Annotated in this window: 15 protein-coding genes; 14 read left to right on the top strand and 1 reads right to left on the bottom strand. The window is 42.4% G+C overall.

Annotation, left to right across the window (positions count from 1 at the left end):
• Window positions 1–4: 4 nt before the first annotated feature.
• The 13 genes from ftsI (at window position 5) to lpxC (ending at window position 15,526) form a co-directional block, all read left to right on the top strand.
• Entirely contained in the window at window positions 5–1,801 is a 1,797-nt protein-coding gene (ftsI, locus tag AACQ49_RS10640; protein ID WP_004248565.1) for a peptidoglycan glycosyltransferase FtsI, read from the top strand.
• Window positions 1,788–3,275, top strand: a complete 1,488-nt coding sequence (gene murE / locus AACQ49_RS10635) for a UDP-N-acetylmuramoyl-L-alanyl-D-glutamate--2,6-diaminopimelate ligase (RefSeq protein ID WP_017827190.1) — start codon at window positions 1,788–1,790, stop codon at window positions 3,273–3,275. Before ftsI ends, murE begins: the two co-directional genes overlap by 14 nt.
• Entirely contained in the window at window positions 3,272–4,654 is a 1,383-nt protein-coding gene (murF, locus tag AACQ49_RS10630) for a UDP-N-acetylmuramoyl-tripeptide--D-alanyl-D-alanine ligase (RefSeq protein ID WP_161779039.1), read from the top strand. Before murE ends, murF begins: the two co-directional genes overlap by 4 nt.
• On the top strand, window positions 4,648–5,730 hold the full coding sequence (mraY, locus tag AACQ49_RS10625; protein WP_004248563.1) for a phospho-N-acetylmuramoyl-pentapeptide-transferase: 1,083 nt from the start codon (window positions 4,648–4,650) through the stop codon (window positions 5,728–5,730). Before murF ends, mraY begins: the two co-directional genes overlap by 7 nt.
• 1 nt (window position 5,731) lies before the next feature.
• Complete coding sequence (gene murD, locus AACQ49_RS10620; protein ID WP_049201793.1) at window positions 5,732–7,042, top strand: UDP-N-acetylmuramoyl-L-alanine--D-glutamate ligase; 1,311 nt, start codon at window positions 5,732–5,734, stop codon at window positions 7,040–7,042.
• On the top strand, window positions 7,042–8,235 hold the full coding sequence (ftsW, locus tag AACQ49_RS10615) for a cell division protein FtsW (RefSeq protein ID WP_004244117.1): 1,194 nt from the start codon (window positions 7,042–7,044) through the stop codon (window positions 8,233–8,235). Before murD ends, ftsW begins: the two co-directional genes overlap by 1 nt.
• Entirely contained in the window at window positions 8,232–9,314 is a 1,083-nt protein-coding gene (gene murG, locus AACQ49_RS10610; RefSeq protein WP_004244116.1) for an undecaprenyldiphospho-muramoylpentapeptide beta-N-acetylglucosaminyltransferase, read from the top strand. The genes ftsW and murG overlap by 4 nt, the downstream gene beginning before the upstream one ends.
• 41 nt (window positions 9,315–9,355) lie before the next feature.
• The gene (murC, locus tag AACQ49_RS10605; protein ID WP_004244115.1) at window positions 9,356–10,819 is read left to right on the top strand and encodes a UDP-N-acetylmuramate--L-alanine ligase; all 1,464 of its coding nucleotides are present in this window, start codon (window positions 9,356–9,358) and stop codon (window positions 10,817–10,819) included.
• 5 nt (window positions 10,820–10,824) lie between these two features.
• Window positions 10,825–11,172 (top strand): hypothetical protein, encoded by a 348-nt coding sequence (locus AACQ49_RS10600; protein WP_020946021.1) that lies wholly within the window; start codon window positions 10,825–10,827, stop codon window positions 11,170–11,172.
• Window positions 11,173–11,183: 11 nt separating this feature from the next.
• A complete protein-coding gene (gene ftsQ, locus AACQ49_RS10595; RefSeq protein ID WP_012368234.1) occupies window positions 11,184–11,972 on the top strand; it encodes a cell division protein FtsQ in 789 nt (262 codons plus the stop codon).
• Between the two features lie 45 nt (window positions 11,973–12,017).
• A complete protein-coding gene (gene ftsA / locus AACQ49_RS10590) occupies window positions 12,018–13,274 on the top strand; it encodes a cell division protein FtsA (protein ID WP_004244110.1) in 1,257 nt (418 codons plus the stop codon).
• A 69-nt stretch (window positions 13,275–13,343) separates the two neighbouring features.
• Complete coding sequence (ftsZ, locus tag AACQ49_RS10585; RefSeq protein WP_004244108.1) at window positions 13,344–14,510, top strand: cell division protein FtsZ; 1,167 nt, start codon at window positions 13,344–13,346, stop codon at window positions 14,508–14,510.
• A gap of 98 nt (window positions 14,511–14,608) precedes the next feature.
• A complete protein-coding gene (gene lpxC, locus AACQ49_RS10580) occupies window positions 14,609–15,526 on the top strand; it encodes a UDP-3-O-acyl-N-acetylglucosamine deacetylase (RefSeq protein ID WP_012368233.1) in 918 nt (305 codons plus the stop codon).
• Window positions 15,527–15,556: 30 nt separating this feature from the next.
• On the opposite strand, the gene AACQ49_RS10575 is transcribed toward lpxC, so the two are convergent.
• Window positions 15,557–16,075 carry a DUF721 domain-containing protein gene (locus tag AACQ49_RS10575; protein ID WP_004244106.1) on the bottom strand — a complete coding sequence of 173 codons (519 nt, stop codon included), beginning with the start codon at window positions 16,073–16,075 and terminating at the stop codon, window positions 15,557–15,559.
• 43 nt (window positions 16,076–16,118) lie between these two features.
• Here AACQ49_RS10575 and secM point away from each other — a divergent pair, with 43 nt between their 5' ends.
• On the top strand, window positions 16,119–16,646 hold the full coding sequence (secM, locus tag AACQ49_RS10570) for a secA translation cis-regulator SecM (RefSeq protein WP_004244104.1): 528 nt from the start codon (window positions 16,119–16,121) through the stop codon (window positions 16,644–16,646).
• Window positions 16,647–16,749 lie beyond the last annotated feature (103 nt).

Genomic DNA, 16,749 nt, shown 5'->3' with positions numbered 1-16,749 from the left:
AAGTATGAAATTTTCACGTTCGGCAAAAGCGAAGACAAAGACAAAGTCAAATGCCAAACTCCGTAAACCTGAAGAAAAAACAGGATTTGTGAGTTGGCGTTTTGCGTTGCTTTGCGGTGGTATTGGTATTGCTTTAGCGGCGTTATTAATACGAGTTGCCTATTTACAGATTATTAACCCAGATCCCCTGATCCGCGAAGGGGATCTGCGCTCTTTACGTGTGCAAAAAGTCCCCACTGCTCGTGGCATGATAAGCGATCGTATGGGAAGACCATTGGCGGTGAGTGTCCCTGTATATGCTATTTGGGCTGATCCTAAAGTTGTGTTAGAAGCTAACCCTGATATGACCGATTCACGTTGGTTAGCACTTGCTGATGCATTAAAACTTCCCGTTAATCAAATTTCTCAAAAAATTTCTGCAACACCTTCCGCTCGTTTTATCTATCTTGCGCGCCAAGTTAATCCTGAAATTAGTGATTACATAAGTAAGCTGAAAATCAAAGGGATAAACATGCGCCAAGAGTCCAAACGCTATTATCCTTCAGGAGAAGTGACCGCTCACATCATTGGTGTTACAAACATTGATGGTGATGGTATTGAAGGGGTTGAAAAAAGCTTTAACCAATGGCTTACCGGTGCCCCCGGAGAGCGAGTTGTACGCAAAGATGGCTTTAACCGTGTGATTGAAAATATCGCTCAAACAGATAGCCAAGCTGCTCACAACTTAATGTTAAGCATTGATGAGCGTTTACAATCTGTTGTGTATAGAGAGTTAACCAATGCAGTCATTGAAAATAAAGCCGAATCAGGTACGGCGGTTTTGGTTGATGTCAATACAGGCGAAGTGTTAGCGATGGCAAATAGCCCATCCTATAACCCGAATAATTTAGCGGGAACGCCGAAAGATGCGATGCGTAATCGAGCTATCACCGATATTTTTGAGCCAGGCTCTACGGTAAAGCCGATGGTGGTTATGAGTGCGCTAAACAATAATATTATTAAAGAAAATACCGTTATTAATACTGTTCCTTATCGAATTAGTGGTCATCAGATAAAAGATGTTGCGCTTTATCGTGAGCTTTCGATAACTGGAATTTTACAGAAATCGAGTAACGTAGGGGTATCTCGCCTTGCGTTAGCGATGCCGGCGTCTGAACTGGTAGATGTTTATTCCCGTTTTGGCCTCGGAAAACCAACTAACTTGGGGCTAGTTGGTGAAAGTAGTGGCATATTTCCAATAAAAAAACAACGGTGGTCCGATCTTGAAAGGGCCACCTTCTCATTCGGATATGGGCTAATGGTAACGCCATTACAGTTAGCGCGTGTCTATGCAACTATCGGTAGTTTTGGTATTTATCGACCGCTTTCTATTACTAAAGTCGACCCTCCTGTACCGGGTACTCGCGTTTTTCCTGAAAAAGTCATGAGAACAGTGGTTCATATGATGGAAAGTGTCGCCTTACCGGGCGGTGGTGGCGTTCGTGCTGCGATCAAAGGGTATCGTGTTGCGATTAAGACCGGGACCGCGAAAAAAGTCGGCCCAGATGGAAAGTATATTAATGCCTACATTTCTTATGCAGCCGGTGTTGCACCGGCAAGCCGTCCACGCTTTGCCTTAGTAGTGATCATTAACGAGCCAAAAGCGGGCAAATATTATGGGGGTGCAGTTTCTGCACCAGTGTTTGGCACAATTATGGGCGCGGTTCTACGTACGATGAATGTAGAGCCTGATGCATTAACGCCAGACGATAAAAGTGAAATAGTGATTAATAAAAAAGAGGATACAAGTGGCAGATCCTAATTTAAGTGACCTATTAGGGGCACTCGGGATACAAGCACCGTCTTTAACGCTTAAAGACATGACACTCGACAGCCGAAAAGCCGCGAGTGGTGATCTGTTTGTGGCAATTAAAGGCCATGAAACGGATGGTAGACGCTATATTCCTCAGGCAATTGCACAAGGTGTTTGCGCTGTTTTAGCGGAAGCTGAAGGTATTGCTACTCATGGCGAAATTCGTGAAAGTCATGGTATACCCGTTATTTATATTGAAAACCTAAATTGTCAATTATCAAAACTTGCAGGAATTTTTTATCATCAGCCAGCGGATAAATTAAAGCTGATTGGTGTCACTGGTACTAACGGAAAAACGACAACAACACAATTGTTAGCACAGTGGGCGCAAGGTTTAGGTGAAGTCAGTGCCGTTATGGGAACGGTAGGCAATGGGTTATTAGATCATATTGTTCCGGCAATGAATACAACCGGTTCAGCGGTTGATATCCAATTAGAATTACAGCAATTAGTTAATCAAGGCGCTACCTTTACCGCAATGGAGGTTTCGTCACACGGTTTAGTTCAAGGGCGCGTTAGTGCGCTACCTTTTGTCGCCAGCGTATTTACCAACTTAAGTCGCGATCACCTTGATTATCATGGTGATATGGCCAATTACGAACAGGCTAAATGGTTGTTATTTTCGACCCACCATAGTGGCGAAAAAATCATTAATGCTGATGATGCGGTAGGGCATAAATGGTTGACGCATCTACCCGATGCAGTGGCGGTGACTATGGCGGATAAATTGCCGGCAAATTGGCAAGGACGCTATGTGCAAGCGACACAAATCAATTACCATGATGCGGGTGCCACTATCCATTTTAATTCAAGTTGGGGAGAAGGTGAAATTGAAAGCCCATTAATGGGGGCTTTTAATGTCAGTAACTTACTCTGTGCTTTAGCTACACTTTTGGCACTTGAATACCCTCTTGATGCAGTGATTAAAGCTTCCAGTGCATTAACGCCCGTTTGTGGTCGTATGGAAGTATTTAGTGCGGATAATCGTCCTACGGTGATCGTTGATTATGCCCACACGCCAGATGCCTTAGAAAAAGCGTTACAAGCGGCACGCTTACACTGTACTGGCAAACTGTGGTGTATCTTTGGTTGTGGTGGTGATAGAGATAAAGGTAAGCGCCCACTAATGGGCGCTGTAGCAGAGCAGTTTGCCGATAAAGTGGTTATCACCGATGACAATCCACGTAGTGAAGAGCCACAAGCCATTATTCAAGATATCCTTTCTGGGTTAATGGATCCTGGTCGTGCATTAGCGATTGAAGGACGAGCAGAAGCAGTGACGAATGTAGTAATGCAAGCCTCTCCCGCTGATATGATCTTAGTGGCAGGAAAAGGGCACGAAGATTATCAAATCGTTGGTACTCGCCGTCTTGATTATTCTGACCGATTAACTGTTGCACGGTTATTGGGGGTGATCGCATGATAGCGCTTTCTCTCGAAACCATTGCACAAGTCACTCAAGGCGTGTTGAGTACTATTACTCAAAGCCAAGCCAATCAATTAATGATCAAATCAATTTCTACCGATAGCCGTAAAATTGATGATGCTTGTCTGTTTATTGCTTTAGCAGGTGATCGTTTTGATGCTCATGACTTTATTGCTGATGTCAAACAAAAGGGTGCCGTTGCGGTTTTAGTTAATCGGAAAATCGATGTTGAATGTCCACAAATCATCGTAAAAGATACCCGTTTAGCAATGGGGCATATTGCCGCTTATATCCGTTCGCTTAGCAATGCTAAAATTGTGGCGTTAACGGGCTCTTCGGGTAAAACGTCCGTTAAAGAGATGACGGCTTCGATACTGCGTCACTGTGGTGAAACCTTATATACACATGGCAATTTAAATAATGATATTGGTGTTCCCCTGACACTCTTTCGTCTAACCCCTGAACATCGTTTTGCCGTGATTGAACTTGGTGCTAACCATATTGGTGAAATAGCCTATACAGTGGATATGGTTAAACCAGATAGTGCATTGGTCAATAATCTCTTTTCTGCACATATTGAAGGTTTTGGTTCCTTACAAGGGATTGCTCAAGCTAAAGGTGAAATATTCACTGGCTTAAAAGAGCAAGGCACAGCCATTATTAATCAGCAAAGTAATGATGTTGCGTTATGGCAACAGCATTTTAACTCACGTCAAACTCAGTGGTCTTTCTCTTTATCTGCAGACTCTCAAGCCGATTTCTACCCAACGGATATCGTTGTTAATCAACTCACCACCGATTTTACATTGCATACGCCAGAAGGGTGTGTAGCAATCACCCTACCTTTACCTGGTCGCCATAATATTGCCAATGCGTTAGCCGCAAGTGCGTTAGCCTTGTCGGTAGGGGCGACATTAACGGATATTCAGCAAGGTTTAGCGGTACTGAAAGCCGTACCTGGCAGACTCTATCCTGTTGAATTAACAACAGGAAAAATAGTGTTAGATGATACCTATAATGCTAATGATGGGTCGATGATAGCAGGGCTGCAAGTTTTATCTCAATTACCAGGATATAAAATCTTTGTCGCTGGAGATATGGCTGAATTAGGTGAAGATTCAGAAAAATGTCACCGTGATGTGGGACGTTTTGCCCATCAAGTCGGTATCGATCGGGTATTAACCGTGGGTCATTACAGCCAGTTTATTAGTCAAGAAAATGAAGGCGGTGAGCATTTTTCATTTAAAGCTGATTTGCTTACCCAATTAATTCCATTATTACAGCAGCATGATGTTGTTTCAGTTTTAGTAAAAGGTTCACGAAGCTCAGCAATGGAGGATATCGTGAACGCATTAAAGGAGTGCTTTGAATGTTAGTTTGGCTAGCCGAATATTTGGTTAAATATCATACATTTTTTAATGTGTTTTCTTATCTGACATTCAGAGCGATTGTTGGTTTATTGACGGCATTAATTATTGCGTTATGGATGGGACCCCATTTAATTGCATGGTTACAAAAAATGCAAATCGGGCAAGTGGTGCGTAACGAAGGTCCTGAGTCACACTTTAGCAAACGTGGTACGCCGACCATGGGTGGGATCATGATCCTATTTTCTATCGCTGTATCAACCTTATTGTGGGCGCGATTAGATAATCCTTATGTATGGTGTGTACTCTTGGTGCTGATTGGTTATGGCATCATCGGTTTTATCGATGATTATCGCAAAGTAGTGCGTAAAGATACTCGAGGCTTAATAGCGCGTTGGAAATATTTCTGGCAATCGGTATTAGCTTTAGCGGTTGCATTTAGTATGTACGCGATTGGTAAAGATACCCCAGCAACGCAACTTGTTGTGCCTTTCTTTAAAGATGTCATGCCACAACTTGGCATGTTGTATATCTTACTGGCTTATTTTGTCATTGTTGGCACCAGTAACGCGGTAAATTTAACCGATGGTTTAGATGGCTTAGCCATTATGCCTACGGTGTTTGTAGCGGCTGGATTTGCATTAGTTGCATGGGCTACAGGTAATGTCAATTTTGCCAGCTACCTAAAAATTCCTTATTTAATGCATGCAGGCGAATTGGTGATTGTTTGTACCGCCATTGTCGGTGCGGGATTAGGCTTCCTTTGGTTTAATACTTATCCTGCCCAAGTCTTTATGGGTGATGTTGGCTCTTTAGCATTAGGTGGTGCATTAGGTACTATCGCCGTGTTATTACGCCAAGAATTTTTATTAGTGATTATGGGGGGCGTGTTCGTTGTTGAAACGCTCTCGGTTATTTTACAAGTAGGTTCATTTAAACTGCGCGGCCAACGTATTTTCCGTATGGCGCCAATCCATCATCACTATGAATTAAAAGGTTGGCCAGAGCCTCGTGTGATTGTCCGCTTTTGGATCATCTCTCTTATGTTAGTCCTTATTGGTTTAGCGACATTAAAGGTACGTTAACATGGCAAATTATCAGGGGAAAAAAGTTGTTATCGTGGGACTAGGCATTACCGGTCTATCCTGCGTTGACTTTTTTATCCGCCAAGGTGTAACACCTAAAGTGATAGATACTCGCCAGCATCCCGCGGGTTTAGATAAGCTACCTGCTGATGTTGAGTATCATACGGGGAGTTTTCATCAAGTATGGCTTAATGATGCTGATTTAATTGTCTCAAGTCCGGGTATTGCGTTATCAACGCCTGAGTTAGTTGAAGCGCGAGATCATGGAGTGGAAATTGTCGGTGATATTGAGCTATTTTGCCGTGAGGCAAAAGCACCTATTGTTGCGATAACAGGCTCTAATGGCAAAAGTACCGTAACGACGTTGGTGGGGGAAATGGCTAAAGCTGACGGGATCGCTGTCGGTGTCGGTGGCAATATTGGTGTACCTGCTTTAACGTTATTAACACAGCCTTATGACTTATATGTCTTAGAGCTATCGAGCTTTCAATTAGAGACAACCTATAGCTTAACAGCGGCGGCTGCCACGGTATTAAATATTAGCGAAGATCATATGAATCGCTATCCGTTAGGATTAGAACAATACCGTGAAGCTAAATTACGTATTTATGATAATGCTAAAACCTGTGTCTATAACGCAGATGATGTTCTGACATTGCCTTTAGCTGGCAAAGATGCACGTTGTGTGAGTTTTGGTATCGGACAAGGGGATTATCAACTTGATAATACCAATCGTTACTTGAACGTAAATGGTGAAAATATTCTTGCCACTTCACAGATGTTCCTTTCTGGTCAACACAATTACACCAATGCATTAGCCGCATTAGCGTTAGCTGATGCGGTGGGAATTTCTCGTAAAGCATCACTGGCTGTTTTAAACACCTATCATGGCCTTGCTCATCGTTTCCAATTAGTTTACTCCCATAATGGGGTACGTTGGATCAATGATTCTAAAGCGACTAATGTAGGTAGCACAGAAGCGGCTTTAAGAGGGCTTGAAGTAGAAGGGACTTTGCACCTGTTGTTAGGTGGGGACGGTAAGTCTGCTGATTTTAGCGCGCTATTACCTTATCTCAGTGGCGATAATATTCGCTTATATTGCTTCGGACAAGATGGTCAAGCATTGGCAAATTTACGACCACAAGTCTCACAATTAACCGCGACTATGGAAGAGGCGATGCGATTACTTGCACCAACAGTGCAAACTGGCGATATGGTGCTACTTTCACCCGCTTGTGCAAGTCTAGATCAGTTTAAAAGTTTCGAACAACGTGGTGATGAGTTTGCCCGTTTAGCGCAGGAGCTTGGCTGATGAGTGTATACGCAATGCGAAGATTAAAACAGTGGCTGGTGGGAAGTTATCAAACAGATAACAGCGCGTTCGTGCCTTATGATCGCACTTTGCTCTGGTTTACATTCGGATTAGCGGTTGTCGGGTTTGTGATGGTAACCTCGGCGTCAATGCCTGTTGGACAACGTTTAGCAGAAGATCCTTTTCTATTTGCTAAACGTGACGGCATTTATATGATTGTTGCCCTTTGCCTTGCATTAGTGACAATGCGAGTGCCAATGGCGGTATGGCAACGCTACAGTAGCTTAATGCTGTTTGGTTCTATCTTGCTATTACTCGTGGTATTGGCAGTGGGTAGCTCAGTAAATGGCGCATCACGTTGGATTGCATTTGGGCCTTTACGTATTCAGCCGGCAGAACTTTCTAAATTGGCACTGTTTTGTTATCTCTCCAGTTATTTGGTGAGAAAAGTAGAAGAAGTGAGAAACAATTTTTGGGGATTCTGTAAACCTATGGGGGTGATGTTAATATTAGCCGTATTACTGCTATTACAACCCGACTTAGGTACGGTGGTCGTGCTGTTTGTGACCACATTAGCGTTGCTTTTTTTAGCCGGTGCAAAAATTTGGCAATTCCTCGCCATTATTGGTACAGGTATTGCCGCTGTTGTGATGTTAATTATTGTTGAGCCTTACCGTGTACGACGTATCACTTCGTTCTTAGAACCTTGGGAAGATCCTTTTGGTAGTGGTTATCAGTTAACACAATCCTTGATGGCTTTTGGACGCGGTGATCTACTGGGGCAAGGGTTAGGAAATTCAGTACAAAAGTTAGAGTATCTACCTGAAGCTCATACTGACTTTATTTTCTCCATTTTAGCAGAAGAACTTGGTTATATCGGTGTGGTTTTAGTGCTTTTAATGGTATTCTTCATCGCTTTTCGTGCGATGCAAATTGGACGCCGTGCTTTGCTGCTCGATCAACGTTTTTCAGGTTTTTTAGCCTGTTCGATTGGGATCTGGTTTACCTTCCAGACTTTGGTCAACGTCGGTGCGGCAGCGGGTATGTTGCCAACGAAAGGGTTAACGTTACCTCTTATTAGTTACGGTGGTTCGAGTTTGATTATTATGTCAACGGCTATCGTGATGTTGTTACGAATTGATTATGAATCACGCCTAGCACAGGCTCAGGCGTTTGTAAGGAGTCCTAAATGAGCGAACGTAAACGCCGATTAATGGTGATGGCCGGCGGAACAGGGGGGCATGTCTTTCCTGGATTAGCAGTTGCTCATTATCTGCAATCCCAAGGCTGGGATATTCGTTGGTTAGGAACCGCGGATAGAATGGAAGCACAATTAGTGCCTAAGCATGGCATTGAAATCGAGTATATCCGTATTTCGGGTCTGCGAGGTAAAGGGGTAAAAGCGTTAATTGCGGCACCTATTCGTATTATAAAAGCGATTTTTCAAGCCCGTCGGATTATGAAGCGCTATCAGCCTGATGCCGTATTAGGCATGGGAGGCTATGTTTCTGGACCAGGCGGTGTTGCAGCATGGAGCTGTGGTATTCCCGTTGTTTTACATGAACAAAATGGTATTGCAGGCTTAACTAACCGTTGGTTGTCAAAAATAGCCAAACGTGTGTTACAAGCATTCCCCGGTGCGTTTGCTAATGCGCCTGTTGTTGGTAATCCGGTTCGTGACGATGTCTTAGCACTTGAAGCCCCAGCAGAGAGATTAAAAGGCAGAGAAGGTGCTGTCCGAGTGCTGGTTATTGGTGGTAGCCAAGGTGCGCGTATCTTAAATCATACAATGCCAGTGGTGGCTGGATTATTAGGAGAGCGAGTTACAATTTGGCATCAGGCCGGCAAAGGGAGCGAAAGTGATACCAAATTACGCTATCAAAATGAACTTTCTAAAAATTCAGTTAAATCTGAGTATAAAGTTACTGAATTTATTGATGATATAGCGCAAGCTTATCAATGGGCTGATGTTGTTGTATGTCGTTCAGGTGCATTAACAGTTAGCGAGATTGCCGCTGCGGGGTTACCCGCTATTTTTGTTCCTTTTCAACATAAAGATAGACAGCAATATTGGAATGCATTGCCATTAGAAAATGCCGGTGCGGCGCGTATTATTGAACAGAATGATTTAACGCCAGAAGCGATAGCTGACACCCTAGAAAATTGGGATAGACATCAGCTAATGCTAATGGCAGAAAAAGCACAAAGTGTTGCGATTACGGATGCTACTGAGCGAGTCGCTAATGTAATTATCGAAGTGGCTAAAAAATAAACGTAACTTGTAACCATTAACTTAGAGTGAAGAAGTAAATAGTGAATACACAACAGCTGGCGAAATTAAGATCTTTTGTGCCTGAGATGAGAAAAGTTAGGCATATCCACTTTGTTGGCATTGGTGGTGCCGGCATGGGCGGGATCGCCGAAGTGTTGGCTAATGAAGGTTATGCAATCAGTGGTTCTGATTTAGCGCCTAATGTAGTCACACAACAACTCGTTGCATTAGGGGCGACAATCTATTTTAATCATCGCCCTGAAAATATTCGTGATGCTAGTGTTGTGGTGGTTTCTACCGCAATTAGTGCAGATAATCCGGAAATTATTGCAGCAAGAGAAGCGCGTATTCCTGTGATACGTCGTGCAGAAATGTTAGCGGAGTTAATGCGTTATCGTCACGGGGTTGCGATTGCAGGAACCCACGGTAAAACAACAACAACGGCGATGATTTCTAATATTTATGCACAAGCAGGATTAGATCCAACCTTTGTTAATGGCGGTTTAGTGAAATCAGCAGGTACCCATGCTCGTTTAGGTTGTAGCCGCTATTTAATTGCAGAAGCGGATGAGAGTGATGCTTCTTTCTTACATCTTCAACCTATGGTTGCAGTGGTAACGAATATTGAAGCTGACCATATGGACACTTATCACGGTAATTTTGATAATTTAAAAGAGACTTTTATTACTTTTTTACACAACTTACCGTTTTATGGTCGCGCAGTGATGTGTATTGATGACGATGTTATTCGGTCAATTATTCCTAAAGTAGGGCGTTATATTACTACCTATGGTTTTAGTGAAGATGCTGATGTACGCATTACTCATTACGAACAAAAAGGTGCGCAAGGATTTTTCACTATTTCTCGTGAAGATATGCCTGATTTAGATGTGGTATTAAATGCGCCGGGACGTCATAACGCCTTAAATGCAACCGCAGCTGTGGCTGTTGCTACAGAAGAAGGGATTGCGGATGAGCATATTTTAGCCGCACTACTTAATTTCCAAGGCACTGGGCGTCGTTTCGATTTCTTGGGAAATTTCAGTCTTGAGCATGTGAATGGCCAAGAAGGGGAAGTCATGCTGGTGGATGACTATGGACATCACCCAACAGAAGTTGATGCAACGATAAAAGCGGCACGAGCAGGTTGGCCTGATAAACGTTTAGTGATGTTATTTCAACCACATCGTTATACACGTACTCGTGATTTATATGAAGATTTTGCAACGGTGCTTAATCAAGTTGATATTTTATTATTAACCGATGTTTATGCAGCAGGAGAGGCGCCTATTCCCGGTGCAGATAGTCGTTCACTGTGTCGTACTATTCGTCAACGTGGCAAACTAGATCCGATTTGGGTTTCTGATGTTGAGAACATCTCCTCAATATTAGCGGGTGTATTAACAGATAATGATCTTGTTTTAGTTCAAGGTGCTGGAAATATTGGTAAAATAGCGCGTCGCTTAGCAGAAACAAAATTACAACCATCTTTAAGCGAGGATTAAGACGGATGTTTGAGCAAGTGAACATCATTTATGGTGAAATAGTTAAGAAAATGACTGTAATGGTGGGAGATTTTAGTCAAAAAGAGATCTTATTTGCGAAAAATACGATCGGTAATTCGCTTGCTCAAAGAGATGTGGGAAAAAATTATCAGTTAAAAGTAGCGAAATTTAAAGAAAAACTCGCTATTTTGACTTTTAAGGTAAATAATTCTCAACAGATTGAACAATTTAGTGATTTAATTATCAAAGCTAAAGGTATTTATAGAGTATATATATCTAGTGGAAGTATTAATCGTAGGAATATCGTACAAAAGAATAGCCGATTCTCTTATTTGAATGTTGCGCAGGGGTGAATGAATTTACTATGTCACAAGCAGCGCTAAATAATAAAGAGATAAAAGAGAAACGTCATTCTGATAGACCGAGTAATGGTAGCTATTTATCAGGATTAATCTTCTTCTTATGTGTGATTGCCACCATTATTTGGGGCGGAATACAAGTTGTGAATTGGATGAAAGATGCTAATCGTCTGCCGATATCAAAGCTTGTACTTACTGGTGAGCGGCATTACACAACGAATGATGATGTGCGTCAGGCCATTTTATCTTTAGGCCAACCAGGCACTTTTATGACACAGGATGTCAATATCATTCAGCAACAAATTGAACGTATGCCATGGATCAGGCAAGTGACCGTACGTAAACAATGGCCAGACGAATTAAAAATCCATCTGGTGGAGTATGTGCCATTTACCCGTTGGAATGACACACATTTTCTTGATAGAGAAGGCCGAATTTTCAGTCTGCCAACGCGATTGGAAACACAAGGAAATTACCCACTATTATATGGGCCGCAAGGAAGTGAGAAAATGGTATTAGCAGGTTATTTAGCAATGAGAGATCAGCTTCTTGCCAGTAATCTGAAATTAAAAGCAGCATCAATGTCAGCTCGTCAAGGATGGCAATTAGTCTTAGACAATGATGTCCGATTGGAGTTAGGGCGTAAGGATACCGAAAAACGGATTGCTCGCTTTATTGAGCTGTATCCTATCTTGCAACAACAGACTGACAAACGGGTTGATTATGTCGATTTACGTTATGACAGTGGTGGTGCAGTTGGATGGGCTCCTTTATTACTTGATGTGAATGAATAAACAAGACGTGGCAGATGACACGATGAAGGCGAAGGCAGAACAATAATGATCAAAGCGACGGACAGAAAATTAGTAGTTGGTCTTGAGATTGGTACGGCCAAAGTAGCCACCCTTGTCGGTGAGATCCTGCCTGATGGCGTAGTGAATATTATCGGGGTGGGAAGTTGCCCATCTCGGGGTATGGACAAAGGTGGCGTGAACGATCTCGAATCCGTCGTAAAATGTGTACAACGGGCTGTAGATCAGGCTGAATTGATGGCAGATTGCCAAATATCGTCAGTATATTTGGCGTTATCAGGCAAACATATTAGCTGCCAAAATGAAATTGGTATGGTGCCAATTTCAGAAGAAGAAGTAACACAAGATGATGTTGATAGCGTGGTGCATACTGCGAAATCCGTCAAAGTAAAAGATGAACACCGTGTTTTACACGTAATACCGCAAGAGTACGCCATTGATTACCAAGAAGGGATCAAAAACCCTGTAGGGTTATCCGGTGTACGTATGCAGGCTAAAGTGCATCTGATTACCTGCCATAACGATATGGCGAAGAATATAGTAAAAGCAGTTGAGCGCTGTGGTTTAAAAGTGGATCAACTGATTTTTGCAGGACTGGCTTCAAGTTTTGCTGTGCTAACAGAAGATGAGCGCGAATTAGGTGTTTGTGTCGTTGATATGGGTGGCGGAACCATGGATATCGCCATATATACCGGTGGTGCATTAAGACATACTCGTGTCATTCCTTATGCAGGCAACGTTGTGACTAGCGATATTGCTTACGCTTTTGGTACACCACCAAATGATGCCGAAGCAATAAAAGTGCGTCATGGCTGTGCATTAGGCTCTTTAGTTGGCAAAGATGAAAATGTCGAAGTTCCAAGTGTCGGAGGTAGACCACCAAGAAGTCTACAACGGCAAACACTTGCTGAGGTGATTGAACCGCGTTATACCGAGCTTCTAAATCTTGTTAATGAAGAGATTTTGAGTGTTCAGGAACAATTACGTCAGCAAGGAATAAAGCACCATTTAGCGGCAGGTATTGTTTTAACAGGTGGTGCTGCACAGATAGATGGACTTGTTGAATGTGCTCAACGTGTTTTCCACACGCAAGTACGGATCGGTAAACCGTTAAATATTACCGGGCTAACAGATTATGCGCAGGATCCCTTCTATTCTACGGCAGTCGGGCTTTTGCATTACGGTAAAGAATCTCACTTTGGTGAGGAAACTGAAACCGAAAAACGCTCTGCAGTTAGTGGTTGGCTAAAAAAACTCACTGGCTGGTTAAAAAGAGAGTTTTAATCATCAGACAAATTTAAAAAGAGGTCGTTTGAGCAAGCGACCCTAAAAGGCACAAAACGGAGAGAAATTATGTTTGAACCTATGGAATTAACCAACGATGCGGTGATCAAAGTCATCGGCGTTGGTGGCGGCGGCGGTAATGCGGTTGAGCACATGGTTCGTGAACGTATTGAAGGCGTTGATTTCTTCGCGGTCAATACTGATGCTCAAGCATTACGTAAAACAGCAGTTGGACAAACTATCCAAATCGGTAATGCCATTACGAAAGGCTTAGGTGCAGGTGCAAACCCTGAGGTAGGCCGTAATGCTGCCGAAGAAGATCGTGAAGCGTTACGCGCTGCACTAGAAGGTGCGGATATGGTATTTATCGCTGCGGGTATGGGCGGTGGTACAGGTACAGGTGCTGCGCCAGTCGTTGCTGAAGTTGCGAAAGAGTTAGGTATTTTAACGGTTGCTGTTGTGACTAAGCCTTTTAATTTTGAAGGCAAAAAGCGTATGGCATTTGCTGAGCAGGGAATTACTGAGTTATCTAAGCATGTTGACTCATTAATCACTATTCCAAATGACAAGCTGCTAAAAGTACTCGGCCGTGGTATTTCGTTACTTGACGCATTTGGTGCGGCAAATGATGTATTAAAAGGTGCTGTTCAAGGTATCGCAGAACTGATCACTCGCCCAGGTTTGATGAACGTCGACTTTGCTGACGTGAGAACGGTGATGTCAGAGATGGGTTATGCCATGATGGGATCTGGTGCAGCTAAAGGCGAAGATCGTGCTGAAGAAGCCGCTGAAATGGCGATTTCAAGTCCATTACTGGAAGATATCGACCTGTCTGGCGCACGTGGTGTGTTAGTTAATATTACAGCAGGCTTTGATTTACGTCTTGATGAGTTTGAAACCGTCGGTAACACCATTCGTGCATTTGCATCAGATAACGCCACAGTGGTGATTGGTACTTCTCTTGACCCTGAAATGAACGATGAACTGCGTGTTACTGTGGTTGCTACAGGTATCGGCATGGATAAACGTCCAGAAATTACGCTGGTAACTAATAAGCAAAATCAACAAAACGCTATGGAAAATCGTTATCAGCAAATGCAAAATAGCATGTCCTCTTTCTCTACAGTAGAAGAGAGCAAGCCTGCAGCTAAAGCGGTTAATGAACAATCTACTCAAGCTAACAAAGAGCCAGATTATTTAGATATCCCTGCTTTCTTAAGAAAACAGGCTGATTAATCGTCAAAAAGATTGGCATCTCCGCTTTTTGTGCTAAACTGTCCTGCCAATTATAAGTATAATAATTGGTAGGACGGATAATATTGCGAGATAAAATGATGATCAAACAACGGACATTAAAACGAATTGTACAAGCAACTGGTGTGGGGCTCCACACGGGTAAAAAAGTTACGCTTACAATGCGTCCGGCGCCAGCTAATACTGGGGTCATCTACCGTCGTACTGACTTAAATCCACCGGTGGATTTTCCAGCAGACGCAAAATCAGTTCGTGACACTATGTTATGTACTTGCTTAGTGAATGAAGATGATGTGCGTATATCAACCGTTGAGCATTTAAATGCAGCACTGGCTGGTTTAGGCATTGATAATATCGTAATTGAAGTGGATGCACCTGAAATTCCTATTATGGATGGCAGTGCAGCACCTTTTGTTTTCTTATTGCTTGATGCAGGTATTGAAGAGCTTCGCACTGCGAAAAAATTCATCCGTATCAAGGAAACAGTACGTGTTGAAGATGGCGATAAATGGGCGGAAATGCGTCCTTATAATGGTTTTAAATTAGATTTTACTATCGATTTTAACCATCCTGCTATCGATGCAAGTACTCAGCGTTATAAATTAGATTTCTCTGCTGAATCCTTTATGAGTCAAATAAGTCGTGCTCGTACATTTGGATTTATGCGTGATATTGAATATTTACAATCGAAAGGATTGTGTTTAGGCGGTAGCTTTGATTGCGCTATCGTGGTTGATGACTATCGTGTCCTCAACGATGATGGTTTACGTTTTGAAGACGAATTTGTTCGTCATAAAATGTTAGATGCAATCGGTGATTTATTTATGTGTGGCTATAACATTATCGGTGAATTTACCGCGTTTAAATCAGGTCATGCACTAAATAATAAATTGCTCCAAGCTGTTTTAGCAAAAGAGTCTGCTTGGGAATTCGTCACCTTTGAAGACGAAGCGAAAATGCCAGTGGCATTTAAAGCACCATCGACAGTTTTTGCTTAATCGCTCAATTGTAAAGCACGTTAATTATCTCTAATTAGCGTCATCTTTGGCTGTACTTGTACTCTCTCCGGCAAGTGCAGCCAACCGTTCTAATCTTTCTCTTAATTTCTTCGGGCTTTTCTCTGCCAAATATTTCAATGATTGTGCACTCTCTACACTTAAGTGGCGTTTTTTTACGGGTGTTGGATCTTTTAATGATGAAGTGACACTCTTTTTTCCCGCTTTTATGCTTAAAGAAGGATTTATTTTGATGTCTATTGAGGATAACGATGGTAAAATTTCCTTTCTTAATGCAGAAAGTAATGATGGAATTTCATAACGTAATCGGGTCATCCAACTTGCGTTTGTGACTTCAATAATTAAAATAGCATTGCGATAATTGGCGACACGGCATTTACCTTGTAACGGTGCTGGTAAAAGTGCCATGACGGTACGATTTAATTTGAGTAAAATTGTTGCACGCTGTTGTATAAGCTGTAATGTGCTTTTATTGGAACCTTCAAGCTCTTTTAGGATGTTTTCCAATGATTGTGGGTAGCTATCCCGCATAGATTTTGACTCCACAAATTATAAAATTAAATAACGAAGGTTAATGAGCATTATAAATTTTTGGCGACAATTTGGCAGACGATATTTTTGGTCGCATCTGCTATTAGGGATGGTAGCAGCAGGTATTGGTATGCCTTCGCTGGTGTCTGCCCATGCTGAAAATCCATCACAAACGGATACACCTTCCTCACAAAATCGTCAAAGCCAAGCATTAATCGCTTTTGATAATTTATTCTTACGCCAGAGTGTACAGAATCCTGCTTCATCCTTCACCTTTAATTACTGGCAACAGCATGCCGTTAAAAATGTGATTAAGCAGCTCTCTTTTGCTTTTACCATTCATTCACCTGAATTGATGGTAAAAGCAAAAGATGAGCCATCACCTGTTGCGAATGTTGCTGAGGTCATGCTTGATACGCTTTATGCGTTACTGACTCAAGCGCCATCTTCTACCCTGGTTAATTTACCGATTTCCCGTGGCGTGTTAACGGAAAATCGTATTTCCTATCATACCGGATTATGGCTTGCTCAGATCCGTGGTATCCGTGCTGGACCTTACCTAACAGCTTAATTGAGTTTGTTAATCTTTGTTAGATTATGCTTATCTCTATGATTTATCGTCGATAAACATAGAGGCTGTATTCGGCGTATTTACGCCATAAATGAGAATAAAG

This window comes from Proteus sp. G2675 (assembly GCF_963886535.1).
Taxonomy (GTDB): domain Bacteria; phylum Pseudomonadota; class Gammaproteobacteria; order Enterobacterales; family Enterobacteriaceae; genus Proteus; species Proteus mirabilis.
Note: the sequence above shows the minus strand (reverse complement) of the source record. Positions and strands in the feature narration are given on the sequence as shown.

Excerpts from the sequence above, each read along its gene's own strand:
- ftsI (WP_004248565.1), top strand. The coding sequence starts at position 5 with ATGAAATTTTCACGTTCGGCAAAAGCGAAGACAAAGACAAAGTCAAAT.
- mraY (WP_004248563.1), top strand. The coding sequence starts at position 4,648 with ATGTTAGTTTGGCTAGCCGAATATTTGGTTAAATATCATACATTTTTT.
- murD (WP_049201793.1), top strand. The coding sequence starts at position 5,732 with ATGGCAAATTATCAGGGGAAAAAAGTTGTTATCGTGGGACTAGGCATT.
- ftsW (WP_004244117.1), top strand. The coding sequence starts at position 7,042 with ATGAGTGTATACGCAATGCGAAGATTAAAACAGTGGCTGGTGGGAAGT.
- AACQ49_RS10600 (WP_020946021.1), top strand. The coding sequence starts at position 10,825 with ATGTTTGAGCAAGTGAACATCATTTATGGTGAAATAGTTAAGAAAATG.
- murG (WP_004244116.1), top strand. The coding sequence starts at position 8,232 with ATGAGCGAACGTAAACGCCGATTAATGGTGATGGCCGGCGGAACAGGG.
- ftsA (WP_004244110.1), top strand. The coding sequence starts at position 12,018 with ATGATCAAAGCGACGGACAGAAAATTAGTAGTTGGTCTTGAGATTGGT.
- ftsQ (WP_012368234.1), top strand. The coding sequence starts at position 11,184 with ATGTCACAAGCAGCGCTAAATAATAAAGAGATAAAAGAGAAACGTCAT.
- murF (WP_161779039.1), top strand. The coding sequence starts at position 3,272 with ATGATAGCGCTTTCTCTCGAAACCATTGCACAAGTCACTCAAGGCGTG.
- AACQ49_RS10575 (WP_004244106.1), bottom strand. The coding sequence starts at position 16,075 with ATGCGGGATAGCTACCCACAATCATTGGAAAACATCCTAAAAGAGCTT.
- ftsZ (WP_004244108.1), top strand. The coding sequence starts at position 13,344 with ATGTTTGAACCTATGGAATTAACCAACGATGCGGTGATCAAAGTCATC.
- lpxC (WP_012368233.1), top strand. The coding sequence starts at position 14,609 with ATGATCAAACAACGGACATTAAAACGAATTGTACAAGCAACTGGTGTG.
- secM (WP_004244104.1), top strand. The coding sequence starts at position 16,119 with ATGAGCATTATAAATTTTTGGCGACAATTTGGCAGACGATATTTTTGG.